This is a genomic window from Streptomyces sp. NPDC001770 (assembly GCF_053596135.1).
Window position 1 is genome coordinate 77,475 of sequence record NZ_JBSFFN010000024.1, and the last position, 18,424, is coordinate 95,898.

Sequence of the window (18,424 nt, forward strand, 5' to 3'; positions counted from 1 at the left end):
GGCCGGGTGTCAGGCGTACGGATCAGAGTCCGTAGCGCTCCCGCGCCTCCTTGATCGCGGAAGCCGGGATCTCGCCGCGCTTGGCGAGCTGGGCCAGGGCCGCCACGACGACCGACTGCGCGTCGACACCGAAGTGGCGGCGGGCGGCGTCACGGGTGTCGGAGAGGCCGAAGCCGTCCGTACCGAGCGAGGACCAGTCCTGCTCCACCCACTGGCTGATCTGGTCCGGAACCTGGCGCATCCAGTCGCTGACCGCGAGCACCGGGCCGGGGGCGCCGGCGAGCGCCTGCGTCACGTACGGCACCCGCTCCTCGCCCCGGAGCAGCGCGGCGTCGGCCTCCAGCGCGTCGCGGCGCAGCTCGCCCCACGAGGTGGCGGACCACACGTCGGCGGTGACGCCCCAGTCGGCGGCCAGCAGCTCCTGGGCCTCCAGGGCCCAGTGGATGGCGGTACCGGAGGCCAGCAGCTGCAGGCGCGGCGCGTCGGCCTTGGCCGGCGTGCCCTCCTTGAAGCGGTACAGGCCCTTGACGATGCCCTCCTCGATGCCTTCCGGCATCGCGGGCTGCGGCTTCGGCTCGTTGTAGACCGTCAGGTAGTAGAAGACGTTGGAGTCCTCGCCCTCGACGGGCTCGCCGTACATCCGGCGGAGACCCTCCTTGACGATCACCGCGATCTCGTACGCGAAGGCCGGGTCGTAGTTGAGCGACGCCGGGTTCGTGGCCGCGATCAGGTGCGAGTGGCCGTCCGCGTGCTGGAGGCCCTCACCCGTCAGGGTCGTACGGCCGGCCGTGGCGCCGACGATGAAGCCCTTGCCGAGCTGGTCGGCGAGCTGCCACATCTGGTCGCCGGTCCGCTGCCAGCCGAACATCGAGTAGAAGATGTAGAACGGGATCATCGTCTCGCCGTGCGTCGCGTACGACGTGGACGCGGCGATGAAGTCCGCCATGGAGCCGGCCTCGGTGATCCCCTCGTTGAGGATCTGGCCGTCCTTGGCTTCCTTGTAGTACATCAGCTGGTCGCGGTCGACCGGCTCGTACGTCTGGCCCAGCGGCGAGTAGATGCCGGCCGACGGGAAGAGCGACTCCATACCGAAGGTGCGGGCCTCGTCCGGGACGATCGGAACCCAGCGCTTGCCGGTCTCCTTGTCGCGCATCAGGTCCTTGGCGAGGCGGACGAAGGCCATGGTGGTGGCCATCTCCTGCTTGCCGGAACCCTTCTTCAGCGCGGCGAACGCGCGCTCCTCGGGCTGCGGCAGGGCCGCGGCGTGCACCCGGCGGGCGGGGGCGGGGCCACCGAGGGCCGCGCGGCGCTCCTGGAGGTAGCGGACCTCGGGGGAGTCGGCGCCGGGGTGACCGTAGGGCACCACACCGCTCTCGAATGCGCTGTCCGGGATCGGCAGGCCGAGCAGCTCGCGCATGTCCTTGAACTCGTCCAGGGACAGCTTCTTCATCTGGTGGTTGGCGTTCTTGGACTCGAAGCCCTTGCCGAGCGTGAAGCCCTTCACCGTCTGGGCGAGGATCACGGTCGGGCCGCCCTTGTGCTCCAGGGCCGCCTTGTACGCCGCGTAGACCTTGCGGGCCTCGTGGCCGCCGCGCGAGGTGTAGAAGCACTCGGCGATCTTCGCGTCGGTGAGCAGCTTCGCCAGCTCGGCGAGCGCGGGCTCGGCGCCGAAGAAGTGCTCACGGATGTACGCGACGTCACGGGTGGCGTACGTCTGGAACTGCGCGTCCGGGACCTCGCGGAGGCGGCGGACCAGCGCACCGGTGGTGTCGAGCTGGAACAGCTCGTCCCACGCGTTGCCCCAGAGCGTCTTGACGACGTTCCAGCCGGCCCCGCGGAAGGCGCCTTCCAGCTCCTGGACCACGCGGAAGTTGGCGCGGACCGGGCCGTCGAGGCGCTGCAGGTTGCAGTTGATGACGAAGGTCAGGTTGTCGAGACCCTCACGGGCGGCGAGCGCCAGGGCGGCCGTCGACTCGGGCTCGTCCATCTCGCCGTCGCCCAGGAAGGCCCAGACGTGCGAGTTCGACGTGTCCTTGATGTTGCGGTTGGCCAGGTAGCGGTTGAAGCGCGCCTGGTAGATCGCCGACAGCGGGCCGAGGCCCATCGACACGGTGGGGAACTCCCACAGCCAGGGCAGACGCCGCGGGTGCGGGTAGGACGGCAGGCCGTCGCCGCCCGACTCCTGGCGGAAGTTGTCGAGCTGCTGCTCGCTCAGCCGGCCGTCGAGGAAGGCGCGGGCGTAGATGCCGGGGGAGGCGTGGCCCTGGATGTAGAGCTGGTCACCGGAGCCGTCCCCCTCCTTGCCGCGGAAGAAGTGGTTGAAGCCCGTCTCGTACAGCCAGGCCGCCGAGGCGAACGTGGCGATGTGGCCGCCGACGCCGTACTTCGCCCCGCGGGTCACCATGGCCGCCGCGTTCCAGCGGTTCCACGCGGTGATGCGGGATTCCATCTCCAGGTCGCCGTCGAACTCGGGCTCGGCGGCGGTCGGGATGGAGTTGACGTAGTCGGTCTCCAGCAGCTTGGGCAGCGCGAGACCGGCGCCTTCGGCGTGTTCGAGCGAACGCCTCATCAGGTACGCGGCGCGATGCGGCCCCGCGGCCTTGGTCACGGCGTCCAGAGAGGCCGCCCATTCGGCGGTCTCTTCGGGGTCGCGGTCCGGGAACTGGTCGAGTTCGCTCGGACGCTTTCCTACGGGGTCGGTCATGATCGCCGCCTTCCGGAGTGGGAGGGGGTGGAGAAGTCCCTGGCTGGCAGGACAGGGCGACGGGCCGGTGGGCCCGCCGAGAACTGTAAATCCCTGATCGATGATCGATCAAAGGGTTGAAAGGGAAAACTTCTCGATATGAAGAAAATGGCATGGGGTGCCGCCAAATGGGGCACGGAGTGACGGGATTAATCGGTGCAAAACGGCCACCATTCGCTCGAAAGAGCGACGGCGGTGACAGATGGGAAACGTGACGGCAATGCGGGCGTGAGAAATAACAAGTACGGCTCCGGCCGTAGAGCACCGGGGTGAGCGGTACGGACGACCCCCGCGGCCGTCTCCCGGGCGTGCGGGCAAGGGCCTCGGGCACCCGGGCAAGGGTCCTCGGGCACCCGGGCAAGGCCCCTAGGCGCGCGGTGCGCAGCCCAGCACGTGCGCCTTGACCAGTGAACCGATCTGCGGGTCCTGCCGCAGGAACGCGTCGATGAGCGCCTCGTGCTCCTCCGCGTACGACTTCTGCACCGTGCCCAGCCACCGGATCGACAGGGCCGTGAACACCTCGATGCCCAGCCCCTCCCAGGTGTGCAGCAGTACCGCGTTTCCGGCCGCCCGCACCAGCTCCCGGTGGAAGCCCACCGTGTGGCGCACCTGCGCCTCCCCGTCGGCCGCCCGGTCGGCCTCGTAGAGGGCCGTCACGTGCGGCTGGAGGGCCGAGCAGTCACTGCCGAGGGCGGGGGCCGCCAGCTCCGCCGCGATCTGCTCCAGGCCCGCGCGCACGGGATAGCTCTCCTCCAGGTCGGCGGCGGTGAGGTTGCGGACCCGGACGCCCTTGTTGGGCGCCGACTCGATCAGCCGCAGCGTCTCCAGCTCGCGCAGCGCCTCGCGCACCGGCGTCTGGCTGACCTCCAGCTCGGTGGCGATCCGCCGCTCCACGATCCGCTCGCCCGGCTTCCAGCGCCCGCTGACTATCCCGTCCACGATGTGCTCGCGGATCTGCTCGCGCAGCGAGTGGACGACGGGCGGGGTCATGAGGTGCTCCTTCGGGCGAACCGGTGCCGCGGGGACCGGCCACGGTCGCTGAGGCCCGTGGTGTTGACCGGCAGTGACCGCCGGATACCCCCTAGACAATACGGCGGCGCCCCCGCCCGGGAGGTGGTCCGGACGGGGGCGCCGCTGGTGAGGCTCGTTACAGCGGGGTCGTTCAGAGGCCGAGCTCGACCTCGAACTCGCCGGCCTCCAGGATCGCCTTGACCGAGGTGAGGTAACGGGCGGCGTCCGCGCCGTCCACCAGACGGTGGTCGTAGGAGAGCGACAGGTACGTCATGTCACGGATGCCGATGACGGTGCCCTCGGCGGTCTCGATGACGGCCGGGCGCTTCACCGTGGCACCGATGCCCAGGATGGCGGCCTGGTTCGGGGGCACGATGACGGTGTCGAACAGCGCACCGCGCGAACCGGTGTTGCTGATGGTGAAGGTGGCACCCGACATGTCGTCCGGGGTGAGGCCGCCACCGCGGGCCTTGCCGGCCAGCTCGGCGGTCTTCTTCGAGATGCCGGCGATGTTCAGGTCGCCCGCACCCTTGATGACCGGGGTCATCAGACCCTTCTCGGCGTCCACGGCGATGCCGATGTTCTCCGAGTCGAAGTACGTGATGGTGCCCTCGTCCTCGTTGATCCGGGCGTTGATGACCGGGTGGGCCTTCAGCGCCTGGGCCGCCGCCTTCACGAAGAACGGCATCGGGGACAGCTTGACGCCCTCGCGGGCGGCGAACGCGGCCTTCGCCTGGTTGCGCAGCTTCATCAGCTTGGTGATGTCGACCTCGACGACCGAGGTCAGCTGGGCCTGCGAGTGCAGCGCCTTCATCATGTTCTCGCCGATGACCTTGCGCATGCGGGTCATCTTGACGGTCTGACCGCGCAGCGGCGACGCCTCCAGCTTCGGCGCCTTGGAGGCGGCCGGAGCGGCGGCGGCAGCGGGGGCCGGAGCGGCTGCGGCGGCCTTGGCGGCCTCCGCGGCGGCCACGACGTCCTGCTTGCGGATGCGGCCACCGACGCCGGTGCCCTTCACCGCGCCCAGGTCGACGCCGTTCTCCGAAGCGAGCTTGCGGACCAGCGGCGTGACGTACGCGCCGTCGTCACCGGAGGCCGCGACCGGGGTGACCGGGGCCGGAGCGGCGACCGGAGCCGGGGCGGCGGCCGGAGCCGGAGCCGGGGCGGCGGCCACGGGCGCCGGAGCGGCGGGGGCCGGGGCGGGAGCAGCCGGGGCGGCCGGAGCAGCAGCCGGAGCCGGGGCGGCCGGGGCCGGAGCGACGGGAGCCGGCGCGGGAGCGGCGGCGGCCGGGGCGGCGGCCGGGGCCGGGGCCGGGGCGGCGGCCGGAGCAGCGCCCTTGGCACCGATGACGGCGAGCTTGGCGCCGACCTCGGCGGTCTCGTCCTCACCGACGACGATCTCCAGCAGCACGCCGGAGACCGGGGCCGGGATCTCGGTGTCGACCTTGTCCGTGGAGACCTCGAGCAGGGGCTCGTCCTCCGTGACCTCCTCGCCGACCTCCTTCAGCCAGCGGGTGACGGTGCCCTCGGTGACGCTCTCGCCGAGCGCCGGCAGGGTGACGTCGGTGCCCTCGGCGGAGGACGCGCCGGCGGTGGCCTCGGCGGTCGGGGCCGGGGCGGGGGCCTCGGTCTCGGTCGACGGGGCGGTCGGGGCCTCGGTGGCGGGCGCGGCGGCCTCGGCCGGAGCGGCGGCCTCGGCCGGAGCCGCGGCGGGGGCGCCGGAGCCGTCGTCGATGACGGCCAGCTCGGCGCCGACCTCGACGGTCTCGTCCTCGGCGACCTTGATGGAGGCCAGGACGCCGGAGACGGGGGAGGGGATCTCGGTGTCGACCTTGTCGGTCGAGACCTCGAGCAACGGCTCGTCAGCCTCGACGCGCTCGCCCTCGGCCTTCAGCCAACGGGTGACAGTGCCCTCGGTGACGCTCTCGCCGAGCGCCGGAAGGGTTACGGAAACCGACATGGTTTCGGTTGCTCCTTACGAATTGCGGAAGTGGTCGGTCGTCGCCCGGGACTGGATCAGTCGTGGGAGTGGAGCGGCTTGCCGGCCAGCGCGAGGTGGGCCTCGCCCATGGCCTCGTTCTGGGTCGGGTGGGCGTGGATGAGCTGCGCGACCTCGGCCGGCAGCGCCTCCCAGTTGTAGATCAGCTGAGCTTCGCCGACCTGCTCGCCCATGCGGTCGCCGACCATGTGGACGCCGACCACGGCACCGTCCTTGACCTGGACGAGCTTGATCTCGCCCGCGGTCTTCAGGATCTTGCTCTTGCCGTTGCCCGCCAGGTTGTACTTGAGGGCGACGACCTTGTCCGCGCCGTAGATCTCCTTGGCCTTGGCCTCGGAGATGCCGACGGAGGCGACCTCGGGGTGGCAGTACGTCACCTTGGGCACACCGTCGTAGTCGATCGGGACGACCTTCAGGCCGGCCAGCCGCTCCGCGACGAGGATGCCCTCGGCGAAGCCGACGTGCGCGAGCTGGAGGGTCGGGGCGAGGTCGCCCACGGCCGAGATCGTGGGCACGTTGGTCTGCATGTACTCGTCGACGAGGACGTAGCCGCGGTCCATCGCGACGCCGGCCTCCTCGTAACCGAGACCCTGCGACACCGGGCCGCGGCCGATCGCGACCAGCAGCACCTCGGCCTCGAAGGTCTTGCCGTCGGCGAGGGTCACACGGACGCCGTCCTGCGTGTACTCGGCCTTGTCGAAGAAGGTACCGAGGTTGAACTTGATGCCGCGCTTGCGGAACGCGCGCTCCAGAAGCTTCGAGCTGTTCTCGTCCTCGACCGGGACCAGGTGCTTCAGACCCTCGACGATGGTCACGTCGGTGCCGAAGGACTTCCACGCCGAGGCGAACTCGACGCCGATGACGCCGCCGCCGAGCACGATGGCCGACTTCGGGACACGGTCCAGCTTCAGCGCGTGGTCCGAGGAGATGATCCGGTTGCCGTCGATCTCCAGGCCCGGCAGCGAGCGCGGCACGGAGCCGGTCGCCAGCACGATGTGGCGGCCCTGGATGCGCTCGCCGTTCACGTCCACCGAGGTCGGGGACGACAGGCGGCCCTCACCCTCGACGTAGTGCACCTTGCGCGAGGCGATGAGACCCTGCAGGCCCTTGTACAGGCCGGAGATCACTTCGTCCTTGTACTTGTGGACGGCCTCGATGTCGATGCCCTCGAAGGTGGCCTTGACACCGAACTGCTCGGCCTCGCGCGCCTGGTCGGCGATCTCGCCGGCGTGCAGCAGCGCCTTGGTCGGGATGCAGCCGTTGTGCAGGCAGGTACCGCCGACCTTGCCCTTCTCGATCAGGGCGACGTCCAGGCCCAGCTGCGCTCCGCGCAGGGCCGCGGCGTAACCGCCACTGCCACCGCCGAGGATCACTAGGTCGAAAACGGTGCTGGCGTCGTTCGCCACGTCACGTCCTCCATGCATGTGCGCCGTACGCCGGGCCCCGTGGGGTGTGACCGGCCGGTCGGCTGGTGTTCGGCCGCTTGAGTCGTTCGGCCCTGTGGTGGGGGCCCTGTCCTGCCGAGAACCCATCTTCGCACTTGTTGACCGCAGACGGGACGCGGGGCCCGGTCCGGACCGGGCCCCGCAGGCCCCGCCACGGGTCGCTTCCGCGTAGAAACGTATGGATTCAGCCGAGTTCGTCCAGAGCGAAACCCGCCCTGGCCCCGCCTCTCCCGGTGCGCTGGGTGCACGCAATGCGTACAGCCCCGGACATCCGCCCGGGGCTGTACGACTTTGGTCACAGAGGACCGGCGGTGGTCAGCCCAGGTCGCCGTCGGCGGTGCGCTCCGCGAGACGGATCAGGGTGCGGACCGAGGAGCCGGTGCCGCCCTTGGGGGTGTAGCCGTACGGCGCACCCTCGTGGAAGGCCGGGCCCGCGATGTCCAGGTGCGCCCAGGCGATGCCCTCGCCGACGAACTCCTTGAGGAACAGGCCGGCCACCAGGCCGCCGCCCATCCGCTCGCCCATGTTGGCGATGTCGGCGGTCGGGGAGTCCATGCCCCTGCGCAGGTCGGCGGGGAGCGGCATCGGCCAGGAGGCCTCGCCGACCTCCTCGGCGATCTCGTGGATCGCCGTACGGAAGGCGTCGTCGTTCGCCATGATGCCGAACGTGCGGTTGCCCAGCGCCAGCACCATCGCGCCGGTCAGGGTCGCCACGTCGACGATCGCGTCGGGGGCCTCCTCGGAGGCGCGGGTCAGCGCGTCGGCGAGGACGAGCCGGCCCTCGGCGTCCGTGTTGAGGACCTCGACGGTCTTGCCGCTGTACATGCGCAGCACGTCACCCGGGCGGGTGGCGTTGCCGCCGGGCATGTTCTCCGCGAGCGCCAGCCAGCCGGTGACGTTGACGCGCAGACCGAGACGGGACGCCGCGACGACGGTGGCGAACACGGCGGCGGCGCCGCTCATGTCGCACTTCATCGTCTCGTTGTGGCCCGCCGGCTTGAGCGAGATGCCGCCCGAGTCGTAGGTGATGCCCTTGCCCACCAGGGCCAGGGTCTTCTCCGCCTTCGGGTGCGTGTAGGCGAGCTTCACCAGGCGGGGGCCGTGGACGGCGCCCTGGCCGACGCCGACCAGACCGCCGTAGCCGCCCTTGACCAGGGCCTTCTCGTCGAGCACCTGGACCTTGATGCCGTGCTCCTTGCCGGCGGCGGTGGCCACGGCGGCGAAGGACTCGGGGAAGAGGTCGTTCGGCGGGGTGTTGATCAGGTCGCGGGCCCGGTTGATCTCCTCGGCCACGGCGACGGCGCGCTCGGCGGCGGCCTTGAAGGCCTTGTCGCGGGGCTTGGCGCCGAGCACGGCCACCTCGGCGAGCGCCTGCTTGGGGCCGGCGGCCTTGGCCGACTTGGGGGCGAGCTTGTTCTCGCCGCCCTGGTAGGCGGTGAAGGCGTACGCGCCGAGCAGGGCGCCCTCGGCGACGGCGCCGGCGTCCTCCACGGTCGAGGCCGGCAGGGCGAAGCCGGCCTTCTTCGAGCCGCCCAGGGCGCGGGCGGCGGCACCGGCGGCGCGGCGCAGGATCTCGGAGTCGTAGGCGTCGTCCGAGTCCGGGACGGTGCCCAGGCCGACGGCGATGACGACGGGCGCCTTGAGGCCGCCGGCGGCGGGAACCTTGATGAGTTCGCCCTCGGCACCGGTGGCGCCCAGGGTCTCCAGGACGGCGGCGAGCTTTCCGCCGAAGGCCTTGTCCACGGCCTCGGCGCCCGGTGCGAGCACCGGGCCCTTGGAACCCTTGGCCAGACCGACGACGAGTGCGTCGGCGCGCAGCGTCGCCGCACCTGCGGTGCTGAGAGTGAGAGCAGTCACGGTGGTGAATTCTCGCTTCCGTTGAGTAACTGGATCGATCGAGGGGGTGGGGCCGACCGTGCCCGGCGCATCGTAGATGCGCCCGCTATGCGCAGGGAACGAGCCTACGCGCGCCGTTTTCGCCGTTTCACGGCGGTGTTCACCGTCCGGGAGGGGCCCGGCGGACGTCCGGGCCGGTCCACGCGGTGCGCGGGACGAACCGGGCGGGCGCATAAGGTCGTTGGCGGCGGCGGGTCCTGGGGCGCGCCGGGACGCGCACGGCATGTACGGCATGTGCGGATACGGGAACGGGGTCGGGGAACGGTGTACGGGGTGTACGGGGCGAAGCTGGGCCGACCGGTGGCGGTCGCCCTCCTGATGGTGTCTCCGCTGCTCTCCGGCTGCACCTCGGGAGAACCCCCGCGAGCCCCGGCGGGCCGCCCAGCCGCTGCCGCCTCCACGGATCCGGCGGACCCGGCGGCCGGGCGCTGGCACCCCCGGCCCGGCCTGGACTGGCAGTGGCAGCTCTCCGGGCGGCTCGACCCCACCGTGGACGTCCCGGTGTACGACATCGACGGCTTCGACCACGACGCCGCCGCCGTCGCCGGTCTGCACGACCGGGGCAGCAAGGTCATCTGCTACCTCTCCACCGGCGCCCACGAGGACTTCCGCCCGGACGCCGACGCGTTCCCGGCCGCCCTGCTGGGCAAGGGCAACGGCTGGGACGGCGAGCGCTGGCTCGACATCAGGCGCACCGACCTCCTGGGGCCTCTGATGGAGAACCGGATCGCGATGTGCGCCGAGAAGGGCTTCGACGCCGTGGAGCCGGACAACATGGACGGCTACCGCAACGGCACCGGCTTCCCGCTCACGGCCGCCGACCAGTTGGCGTACAACCGGCTGATCGCCCGCATCGCCCACCGCCACGGCCTGGCGGTCGGCCTCAAGAACGACCTGGACCAGATCCCCGCACTCGAACCGGACTTCGACTTCGCGGTGAACGAGCAGTGCGCCCAGTACGAGGAGTGCGAGGACCTGGTCCCGTTCGTCGAGGCGGACAAGGCCGTCTTCCACGTCGAGTACGAGCTGCCGGCCGCCGCGTTCTGCGCCCGCTCGCGCGAACTCGGGCTCAGCTCGCTGGAGAAGAAGTACGAGCTCGGCGTCTGGCGCAGGAGCTGCGCGACGGACGCGGGGGAGCCCGCGGCGCCCTGATCCGGCCCGTTCGGCCGCCTCGGCCCGTCCGGCCTCCGCGCCTCCCGGGCTTCCCGGGCTTCCCGCGGGCCCGACGGGCCGGGCCTCCCGTCAGCCGAGCACCAGTACCACCAGGGCCGCCGTCGCCGCCGTCTCCTCCACCGCGCCGAACACGTCCCCCGTCACCCCGCCGAACCGCCGCACGCAGTGCCGCAGCAGCACCTCGGACGACCCGAGGGCCAGCAGCGCGGCCAGCGCGTGGTGCACGGTCCCGCCTGCCCCGGACACCACCCCGGCCGCGGCGCAGGCCGCGACCGCCACCACCGTGACCAGGACCGCCCCCGGCCCCGGCACCGTGCCGGCCACCGCCGCGCCCAGCCCCTCCGGGCGGGCCGCCGGCACGCCCCGGCGCGAGGCGAGGGTCAGCGCCAGACGGGCGGCGACGCCGGCCACCACCGCGCCCGCCGCGCCCTGCTCCCAGCCGCGCCCGTACAGCTCGTGACCGGCGGCGACCTGGGCCAGCAGCACGAAGAGCAGGGTGATCACGCCGAACGGCCCGATGTCCGACCGCTTCATGATCCGCAGCGCGTCCTCGGCCGGTTTGCCGCTGCCGAGCCCGTCGGCCGTGTCCGCGAGCCCGTCCAGATGGAGACCCCGGGTGAGTACGGCCGGTACGGCGGCTGAGGCGACGGCGGCGAGCAGCGGACCCGAGCCGGCGAGCAGCGCCAGCGAACCGAGCGCTGCCGCGAGCAGCCCCACCACGAGCCCGGCGAGCGGCGCGCGGAGCATGCCCGCACGGGCGGTGTCACGGTCCCAGCGGGTGACGCGGACGGGGAGCACGGTGAGGGTGCCGAAGGCGAAGCGGAGGCCATGGCTGTTCAGGGAGGTCACCGCGAGCACGGTAGTGCGTGCGCAACGCGTCTCCATCGGACAAGATGTGACGAATCTGCACAAGGGTGGCCGATCGGGAGAGGGTGGCATGGGTCACTGGTGGCACACCAACATCATCGAACCGGGAAAGCTGCCGCTGCTCCTCGCGCTGGCCGCGTTCGTGCTGACCTTCGCCATCACCCGCACCATCACCCGCATGATCCGGGCCGGGAAGGGGCCGTTCCGTAACATCACCCCGGGCGGGGTCCACGTCCACCACGTCGTCCCCGGGGTCGTGCTCTCCGTCCTCGGCGGCTTCGGCGCGGCCGCCAGCGGCCAGCACGGCGTCACCGCGATGGTCTTCGCGGTGATCTTCGGGATCGGAGCGGGCCTGGTGCTGGACGAGTTCGCGCTGATCCTGCACCTGGACGACGTCTACTGGACGGAACAGGGCCGCCAGAGCGTGGAGATGGTCGTGCTGACGACCTCGCTCGTGCTGCTGGCCCTCGCGGGCTTCTCGCCCCTCGGGGTCGACGAGCTGACGGACGAACAGGAGAACGGCCGGCTCGGCCTCGTCCTGACGATGGTCGTCAACTTCCTCTTCGTGCTCATCGCGCTCTTCAAGGGCAAGGCGCGGATGGCGGTCGTCGGTGCCCTCGTCCCCTTCGTGGCACTGATCGGCGCCCTCCGCCTGGCCCGCCCCGCCTCACCGTGGGCCAGGCGGTTCTACGGCCGCCGCCACAAGGCCCGCGCCCGCGCGGTGCTGCGCGCCTACCACCACGACGTGCGCTGGGCCGGGCCCCGCCGCAGGTTCCAGGACCTGATCGGCGGAGCCCCGGACCGGGTACCGCTGCCCGGTCCGAAGCCCTGACCCGGAGCCCTGACCCGGAGCCCTGACCCGTACTCAGACCGCCGGGTCCGCCACAGTGGCGTCCGGCTCGTCGCCCTGTTCGTCGCCCTGTTCGTCGTCCGGCTCCCCGGCGGGCTTCTCCGGCAGCTCGGCGGCGAACGCGGCTGCGGCCCGTACCAGCGGCAGGGCGAGCAGCGCGCCCGTACCCCCGCCGACCGTCACCCCGTGGTCGAGCAGCGGCGTCAGCGCCATCCGGTCCAGCGCCTTCGCCTGCGCCGGCTCACCGCTCGCGTGGCCGGCCAGCCACCAGTCCGGCGCGCGGAACGCGGCCCGCTGCGCCACCAGCGCGCAGGCCGCCGAGACCACGCCGTCCAGGATCACCGGGAGCCGGCGCACCGCGCACTGGAGCAGGAACCCGGTCATCGCCGCGAGGTCCGCGCCGCCCACCGTCGCCAGCAGCTCCAGCTGGTCCCCGAGGACCGGACGGGCCCGGCGCAGCGCGTCACGGATCGCGGCGCACTTGCGCATCCACGCCAGGTCGTCGATTCCCGCGCCGCCGCGCCCGGTCACCACCGAGGCGTCGGTGCCGCACAGCGCGGCGATCAGGGTGGAGGCCGCCGTCGTGCCGCCCACACTGAGGTCGCCCAGCACCACCAGATCCGTACCGGAGTCCGCCTCCTCGTCCGCGATCCGGATGCCCAGCGCCACGGCCTCGGCGGCTTCCTCGGACGTCAGCGCGTTCTCGACGTCGATCCGCCCGGCGCCCCGCCGCACCCGGCTGCGCACGACGGACTCGGGCAGCAGATCCGGGTCGCAGTCCAGGCCGGCGTCGACGATCCGTACCGGCACCGAGAACCGCCGGGCCAGCACCGCCAGCGGGCTCGCCCCGTCCAGGGTGGCGCGGACCAGCTCGTACGCACTCCCCGCGGCGCGGCCGGAGACGCCGAGCTCCGCGACCTTGTGGTCACCGGCGAAGAGCACCACGCGCGGCTGGTCCACCGGCCGGACCGGCACGGTCTGCTGTGCGGCGGACAGCCATTCGCCCAGTTCGTCGAGCCGGCCGAGCGCGCCGGGCGGGACGATCAGCCGCCCCCGGCGGTCCTCGGCATCGCGCCGCACACCGCCGTCGGGGCGCTCGATCAGGTCGGAGAAGTCGTCCAGGTTCACGGAGGTCTGCCTCGCGGGTCGTTGCGTCGGGGGCCGGAGCCCACGGGCGGGCTCCCTGCGGAACAGTATCCGGACAGTATCCGCCGCACCCTTCCCCCGACCGGCCCCGAGGGCACCGGGCCGACGACTCCCGCCCCCGCCTCCACGGCGTGCGTGCTCCGGGCGGGCGGGGGAGCCCGGGGAGAGCCCGCGCAGGAGATTGACGGTGCCTGCCTCTGGCCGCGTGGAGCTACCCGGCGGTATACAAGCTCCGTCGTGTCGTGCGGTGCCGGCTTCGCGAGGCGGCGTCCAGGTCCTACGGGGAGGAACGCACATGGCGGACAACGGAGTTGCGGGTACGGGCAGGGGTGCGGCGGCACGGCGGCGGGCACGGGCGGTGGCGTTGGGGGCCGCCCTCGGGAGCTGCGTGCTGCTGATGGCCTCGGTGACACCGGCCGTCGCGCACGGCAGGGGCTCCGGGCACGGCGGAGGTGCCGGGCACGGTGGCTCCGGGCACGGCGGCGGCAGCGGGCACGGAGGGCGTCCGGCGCACGGCCCGCGTTATGTCGCCCTCGGGGACTCGTACACCTCGGGGCCGGGCATCCCCCCGCAGGCCGACCTCGGCTGCGCCCGCTCGGCCCGCAACTACCCCTCCCTGGTCGCCGAGTGGAAGAAGGCGTCCGCGTTCGAGGACGTGAGCTGCGGCGGTGCGACGACCGAGCAGATGTGGACCGCGCAGGGCGGCAACGCCCCGCAGCTGCGGGCGCTCCGCCGCGACACCGGTCTCGTCACGCTCCAGATAGGCGGCAACGACATCGGGTTCGGGTCCATCATCGCCACGTGTGCCGGTCTGGGCGTCCAGAATCCGGCGGGCGATCCCTGCCGGAGCCACTACACCTCCTCCGGCACCGACCAGCTGACCGAGGCCGTCGCGCGGACCGCCCCGAAGATCGAGCGCGTCCTGCGGGCCGTGCACGCGCGGTCGCCGCACGCGCGCGTACTGGTCGTCGGCTACCCCGACCTGCTGCCCGACGACGGCAGCGGCTGCTTTCCCGCGGTGCCCTTCGGGGCCGGGGACTTCCCCTACCTGCGGGACACCGAGAAGCGGCTCAACGCGATGCTCCGCACGGTGGCGGCCCACAACCGCGCCGAGTACGTCGACACCTACGGGCCCACCGTCGGGCGCGACATGTGCAAGGCCCCCGAGGTCCGCTGGATCGAGCCGCTCGTGCCGGCCTCGCCCGCGGCTCCCGCCCACCCGAACGCCAAGGGCGAGCAGGCCATGGCGACCGCCGTACTGAACCGCCTGAAGTAGGCGGGCACGCGTTCCGGACCGCCCGAGGCAGGCGGGCACGCGTACCGAGCCTCCCGCGCCGCCCGATGCGGGCCGGCGCGGTCCGGGCGCGGATCAGGCGCGGGGCCGGGTGCGCTGTCCGGCGCTCCGGCCCCGTCGGTCACCCCCGCAGCACCACCGGCAGCCCCGCGACGACCAGCAGCACCGTCTCGCACTCCGCCGCGAAGGCCGCGTTCAGCCGCCCCAGCTCGTCCCGGAACCGCCGTCCGGCCGCCGTCGCGGGGACCACGCCGGAACCGACCTCGTTGGTCACCGCCACCACCGTCCGCGAGGTCTCCCGCACGGCGGCGACCAGCTCCGCGACCCGCGCCCGCAGCACCTTCTCGCCGCCGTCCGCCCACCGGCCGTCGTCCCAGGCGTCCACCCGGTCCATCGCGTCGGTCAGCCACAGCGACAGGCAGTCGATCAGCAGCGGCGGCCCGTCCGCCCGCAGCAGCTCCGCCACCTCGCAGGTCTCCTCGGTGCGCCAGGCGGACGGCCGCCGCTCCCGGTGCAGCCCGATGCGCGCGGCCCATTCCGTGTCCCCGTCCCGCCGGCCGCCCGTGGCCACGTACACCACGTCGGGGAAGGTCTCCAGCCGCAGCTCCGCCTCCACCGACTTCCCCGACCGGGCGCCCCCGGTCACCAGGGTGCGCCGGGGCACCTCGGGGAGGGGGCGGTACTCCCCGGTCACCAGCGTGGTCCCGTCGGGCACCGCGCGGGCCCCGGCCGCCGCGAGCCGGCGGTCCAGCTCGGCCCCGGGCGGGGCGTCGTGGTCCAGGTGGACGGCGACGATCTCGGTGAGCGGCCCGACCGCACCCACCGCCCGCAGCCGCGCCACCGCGTCGGGCCGCCCCACCACGTCACCGGCCACCAGGTCGTACGGCTCCGGGAACGGCTCGGTGAGTCCTGCCGGAGCGGCGCCCTGCGGCAGGTAGAGCAGCCGCTCGCCGGTGGGTGCGGTGATCTCGTATCCCGTGCCCGGCGCGTCCATCGGCACGGCCCGCACCCGGTGCCCGCTGATCAGTGTCAGCACCTGTCCGTCCGGCACCCGGCCCGCCCGGGGGAGCCCCGGGGGCAGCTCGACGGCCGGCCCGTTCTGGGGGCGGGTCAGCAGCACCTGGCGCACCCCGCCCAGCGAGTGCCCCGCGCGGGCGGCGGCGAGTGCCGCGCCCGGGGTGAGGTCGAGCAGCACGGCGTCGTCCACGAGGAGAGCCGTCGTGGCCCGCGCGGACGTGCCGCGGGCAGTCGCGCACACGGCGCAGGGGCAGTCGGGCCGGGGCAGCCCGCCGGGGGCTCCGGTGCCGAGGAGAGTCAGTTCCACGCCTTGATCCTGCCGCGTACCCGCCGGGCGTGCGCGCCCGGCCGCCCCGTACCGCCGGCCCCGGACCCGGCCGGACCTTCCCGGGCCCCTGCGGCCGCGCCCGTGGGCCCCGGGCCTTCCGTCCGGATCATGCCGGGCCGATCCGGCCGGAAGGCCCCGTTCCCGGCACCCCTGGCGGCAATCTTCCGGACGATCGCGGCAGGATCGCGGGTCGAGGCCCTAGGCTCGGGGCAGCAACAGGACCCAGGAGGCTGACATGGCGTGGACGTGGCGGTTCGAGAAGTCCGACGGTACGGAGACGGAGCCGGCGCTGCAGCCGGAGGAATTCACGACGCAGGGTGACGCGGAGTCCTGGATCGGCGAGTTCTGGAAGGAACTCCTGGACGGCGGGGCGGACCAGGTGACGCTCTTCGACGACTCCACGAAGATCTACGGCCCGATGAGCCTCCACGCGGAAGCACCGGAGCCCGACCCGGGACCGGCCCCGGAACCCGACGCGGAGCCGGACCCGGAACCCGGTGCCCCCGACGGCACCACCGGCGCTGCCGGCACCGACACCCCCGACGCGGCGGCCGCGTCCGGTCCGGAGGCGGAGACCGTCTGACCGGCCGGCAGCGGGCGGCCCGGAGGATCCCGGACCGCCCGCTCCCGCACCCGCCCGTCCGGCGGGGTCAGATCTCCCCGAGGGTGACCTCGGCCGTCCTCGTGGCACCCCCGCGGGTGTACGTCACCTCGACCCGGTCCCCGGGCTGCTCGGCGGCGAGCGCCTCCGCGAGCGAGGTGATCGTGGTGACCTCGGTGTCGCCGATCCGGGTGATGATGTCGCCGACCCGCATCCCCGCGTCGTACGCGGCCCCGCCCCGGGCCACGCTCACCAGCGCCACACCGGCGGGCTGGTAGGCGTCGTCGACGACCGTGCGGCCGGTGACGTCGAGCGCGGCCCGCCCCGAGTCGGTGACCTTGCCCTTGTCGATGATCTGGTCCGCGATGGTCTTCACCGTCGACACCGGGATCGCGAAACCGATGCCGGGGGCCGCGCTGTTGCCGAGGGCGGGGTCGGTCGCCGCGAGCGTCGGGATGCCGATGACCTCGCTGTTCAGGTTGACCAGCGCGCCCCCGCTGTTGCCCGGGTTGATCGCCGCAGAGGTCTGCACCATGTTGGCGAGGGTCGCCCCCGTGCCGCCGCCGGACCGGGACTCGCTGACCGTCCGGCCGAGCGCCGAGACGATGCCCTGGGTGACGCTGCTGGACAGGCCGAGCGGTGAGCCCATCGCCAGCACGATCTGCCCCACCTCGACCTTCTCCGAATCGCCGAACTTCGCCGCCCGCAGCCCGTCCGGTCTGTCGTCGAGGCGGACGACCGCCAGATCCTGGTCCGGGTAGGACGAGACCAGGGAGGCGTCGAGCACCTTCTCCCCGGTGGCGACGCTGACCTTGAAGGACTTCTCGTCGCCGACGACGTGCGCGTTGGTCACGATGTTGCCGTCGTCGTCGTAGACGATGCCGGAGCCCAGCCCGTCGGCGGTCTGGATCTGGACGACGGAGGGCAGCACGTCGTTGATCACCCGCTGGTAGTCGGACTCCAGCTCCGCCACGGCGCGGGACGCGGAATCCTGCCGGGCCGCCGCGGAGGGCTCGGGGGAGTCCGTACCGGAATCGGAGCAGCCGGTCACCAGGGCGAGGGCGCAGAGACCTGCGGCCAGGGACAGCGGCAGCCGGTGCGCGCGGGTGTGGGAGGGGGATGCGTCCATGTCCGGAGTATCCCGTTCGTCCCTGCCGGGCGGCGGGTGCTGCTGGGCCGAACGGACCGTACGGAGGCCCGGTGCACGCCCGGAGCACCGGGCCGGCCGGACGACCCCCGGTCGCTCCGCGACCAGGGGGAGGACGTCAGCTCCTCAGGTCCGTTCGCCGCGCACGCCGCAGAGGTGGAGCAGCGCGGCGACCCGCCGGTAGGGGTCGGTCCGCCCGGCCCGTTCCTCGGCGGCGAAGATCTGCTCCAGCTCGGCGGGCCCGGGCAGCGGGGTGTCGCCCGGGGTGTTGTCCGTGAAGACGCGCACCCCGTACCAGGCGTGCAACGGCGCCGCGATCCCCGACAGGGTGGCGGTCAGCGCGTCGAGCCGGTCGGCCCGGACCTGGAGGCCGAGCCGGTTGGTGTAGCGGGCGGTGTCGAACGCGGCGTGCGCCGAGCCGAAGTCGCCGGCCGCCGCGGGGCGCATCGCGAGCGCGTCGCCGTTCCGTACGACCAGTGAGAGGAGGCCGCCGGGCGCCAGCACCCGGGCCAGCCCCGCCAGGAGAGCGTCCGGCTCCTCGACGTACATCAGTACGCCGTGGCAGAGCACCATGTCGAAGGTGCCGGGCAGGAAGTGGACACCGGTCTCAGAGCCGTCGCCCTCGATCAGCCGGACGCGCTCGCGGATGCCTTCCGGCTCGTGCTCCAGCGCCTCACGGGCCGACGCCAGCATCTCGGGGTCGGGGTCCAGACCGGTCACCGAGTGACCGGCCCGCGCCAGGCGCAGGGCCTGCGTGCCCTGGCCCAGCCCCACGTCGAGGACGCGCAGGCGCCGCCCCACCGGGAAGCGGGCGGCTATCTGCTCGTCCAGCTGCCGGGCCACGAGCTCCTGGCGGACGATGTTGCGCAGTCCGCCGAGCCCGGCGAGCCACGTCGAGGAGCCTCCG

General features: G+C 73.0%; 13 protein-coding genes and 1 pseudogene. 4 read left to right on the forward strand and 10 right to left on the reverse strand.

All coding sequences use genetic code 11. The features are described from left to right. Positions 1-22: 22 nt before the first annotated feature. The 5 genes from aceE to ACWCSV_RS21650 all read right to left on the reverse strand — a co-directional run bounded on the left by aceE (position 23) and on the right by ACWCSV_RS21650 (position 9,055). A complete protein-coding gene (gene aceE, locus ACWCSV_RS21630; RefSeq protein WP_451144558.1) occupies positions 23-2,704 on the reverse strand; it encodes a pyruvate dehydrogenase (acetyl-transferring), homodimeric type in 2,682 nt (893 codons plus the stop codon). A 405-nt stretch (positions 2,705-3,109) separates the two neighbouring features. After that, positions 3,110-3,733, reverse strand: coding sequence for a GntR family transcriptional regulator (locus ACWCSV_RS21635; protein WP_451144560.1), 624 nt, complete (start codon positions 3,731-3,733; stop codon positions 3,110-3,112). Positions 3,734-3,905: 172 nt separating this feature from the next. Continuing rightward, a complete protein-coding gene (sucB, locus tag ACWCSV_RS21640; RefSeq protein ID WP_451144562.1) occupies positions 3,906-5,714 on the reverse strand; it encodes a 2-oxoglutarate dehydrogenase, E2 component, dihydrolipoamide succinyltransferase in 1,809 nt (602 codons plus the stop codon). A gap of 56 nt (positions 5,715-5,770) precedes the next feature. After that, the gene (gene lpdA, locus ACWCSV_RS21645) at positions 5,771-7,159 is read right to left on the reverse strand and encodes a dihydrolipoyl dehydrogenase (RefSeq protein WP_450779117.1); all 1,389 of its coding nucleotides are present in this window, start codon (positions 7,157-7,159) and stop codon (positions 5,771-5,773) included. A 354-nt stretch (positions 7,160-7,513) separates the two neighbouring features. Further along, the gene (locus ACWCSV_RS21650; RefSeq protein WP_451144564.1) at positions 7,514-9,055 is read right to left on the reverse strand and encodes a leucyl aminopeptidase; all 1,542 of its coding nucleotides are present in this window, start codon (positions 9,053-9,055) and stop codon (positions 7,514-7,516) included. Positions 9,056-9,334: 279 nt separating this feature from the next. On the opposite strand from ACWCSV_RS21650, the gene ACWCSV_RS21655 reads away from it, so the two are divergent. Further along, on the forward strand, positions 9,335-10,246 hold the full coding sequence (locus tag ACWCSV_RS21655; RefSeq protein WP_451144621.1) for an endo alpha-1,4 polygalactosaminidase: 912 nt from the start codon (positions 9,335-9,337) through the stop codon (positions 10,244-10,246). A 90-nt stretch (positions 10,247-10,336) separates the two neighbouring features. On the opposite strand, the gene ACWCSV_RS21660 is transcribed toward ACWCSV_RS21655, so the two are convergent. Further along, positions 10,337-11,116 (reverse strand): adenosylcobinamide-GDP ribazoletransferase, encoded by a 780-nt coding sequence (locus ACWCSV_RS21660; protein ID WP_451144566.1) that lies wholly within the window; start codon positions 11,114-11,116, stop codon positions 10,337-10,339. A gap of 88 nt (positions 11,117-11,204) precedes the next feature. Between ACWCSV_RS21660 and ACWCSV_RS21665 the strand changes: the two genes are divergently transcribed. Further along, positions 11,205-11,966: a hypothetical protein gene (locus ACWCSV_RS21665; RefSeq protein WP_451144568.1), complete on the forward strand. Its 762-nt coding sequence runs from the start codon at positions 11,205-11,207 to the stop codon at positions 11,964-11,966. A gap of 33 nt (positions 11,967-11,999) precedes the next feature. Here ACWCSV_RS21665 and cobT read toward each other — a convergent pair whose 3' ends face one another. Next, positions 12,000-13,112, reverse strand: coding sequence for a nicotinate-nucleotide--dimethylbenzimidazole phosphoribosyltransferase (gene cobT / locus ACWCSV_RS21670; protein WP_451144570.1), 1,113 nt, complete (start codon positions 13,110-13,112; stop codon positions 12,000-12,002). A 313-nt stretch (positions 13,113-13,425) separates the two neighbouring features. Here cobT and ACWCSV_RS21675 point away from each other — a divergent pair, with 313 nt between their 5' ends. Next, the gene (locus ACWCSV_RS21675; protein ID WP_451144572.1) at positions 13,426-14,406 is read left to right on the forward strand and encodes an SGNH/GDSL hydrolase family protein; all 981 of its coding nucleotides are present in this window, start codon (positions 13,426-13,428) and stop codon (positions 14,404-14,406) included. A 139-nt stretch (positions 14,407-14,545) separates the two neighbouring features. Here the strand turns inward: ACWCSV_RS21675 and ACWCSV_RS21680 are convergent, their stop codons facing one another. Continuing rightward, on the reverse strand, positions 14,546-15,748 hold the full coding sequence (locus ACWCSV_RS21680) for a bifunctional adenosylcobinamide kinase/adenosylcobinamide-phosphate guanylyltransferase (RefSeq protein WP_451144574.1): 1,203 nt from the start codon (positions 15,746-15,748) through the stop codon (positions 14,546-14,548). Between the two features lie 256 nt (positions 15,749-16,004). Here ACWCSV_RS21680 and ACWCSV_RS21685 point away from each other — a divergent pair. Then, positions 16,005-16,205: pseudogene (locus ACWCSV_RS21685) on the forward strand (hypothetical protein); the annotation flags it as partial. Between the two features lie 214 nt (positions 16,206-16,419). Here ACWCSV_RS21685 and ACWCSV_RS21690 read toward each other — a convergent pair. After that, complete coding sequence (locus ACWCSV_RS21690) at positions 16,420-17,499, reverse strand: S1C family serine protease (protein ID WP_451144576.1); 1,080 nt, start codon at positions 17,497-17,499, stop codon at positions 16,420-16,422. A 144-nt stretch (positions 17,500-17,643) separates the two neighbouring features. Next, entirely contained in the window at positions 17,644-18,387 is a 744-nt protein-coding gene (locus ACWCSV_RS21695) for a class I SAM-dependent methyltransferase (protein ID WP_451144623.1), read from the reverse strand. Positions 18,388-18,424 lie beyond the last annotated feature (37 nt).

What these genes read in the sequence shown, in the direction of transcription:
- aceE (WP_451144558.1), bottom strand. Translation starts at nt 2,704, where the DNA reads ATGACCGACCCCGTAGGAAAGCGTCCGAGCGAACTCGACCAGTTCCCG.
- ACWCSV_RS21635 (WP_451144560.1), bottom strand. Translation starts at nt 3,733, where the DNA reads ATGACCCCGCCCGTCGTCCACTCGCTGCGCGAGCAGATCCGCGAGCAC.
- sucB (WP_451144562.1), bottom strand. Translation starts at nt 5,714, where the DNA reads ATGTCGGTTTCCGTAACCCTTCCGGCGCTCGGCGAGAGCGTCACCGAG.
- ACWCSV_RS21665 (WP_451144568.1), top strand. Translation starts at nt 11,205, where the DNA reads ATGGGTCACTGGTGGCACACCAACATCATCGAACCGGGAAAGCTGCCG.
- ACWCSV_RS21675 (WP_451144572.1), top strand. Translation starts at nt 13,426, where the DNA reads ATGGCGGACAACGGAGTTGCGGGTACGGGCAGGGGTGCGGCGGCACGG.
- ACWCSV_RS21690 (WP_451144576.1), bottom strand. Translation starts at nt 17,499, where the DNA reads ATGGACGCATCCCCCTCCCACACCCGCGCGCACCGGCTGCCGCTGTCC.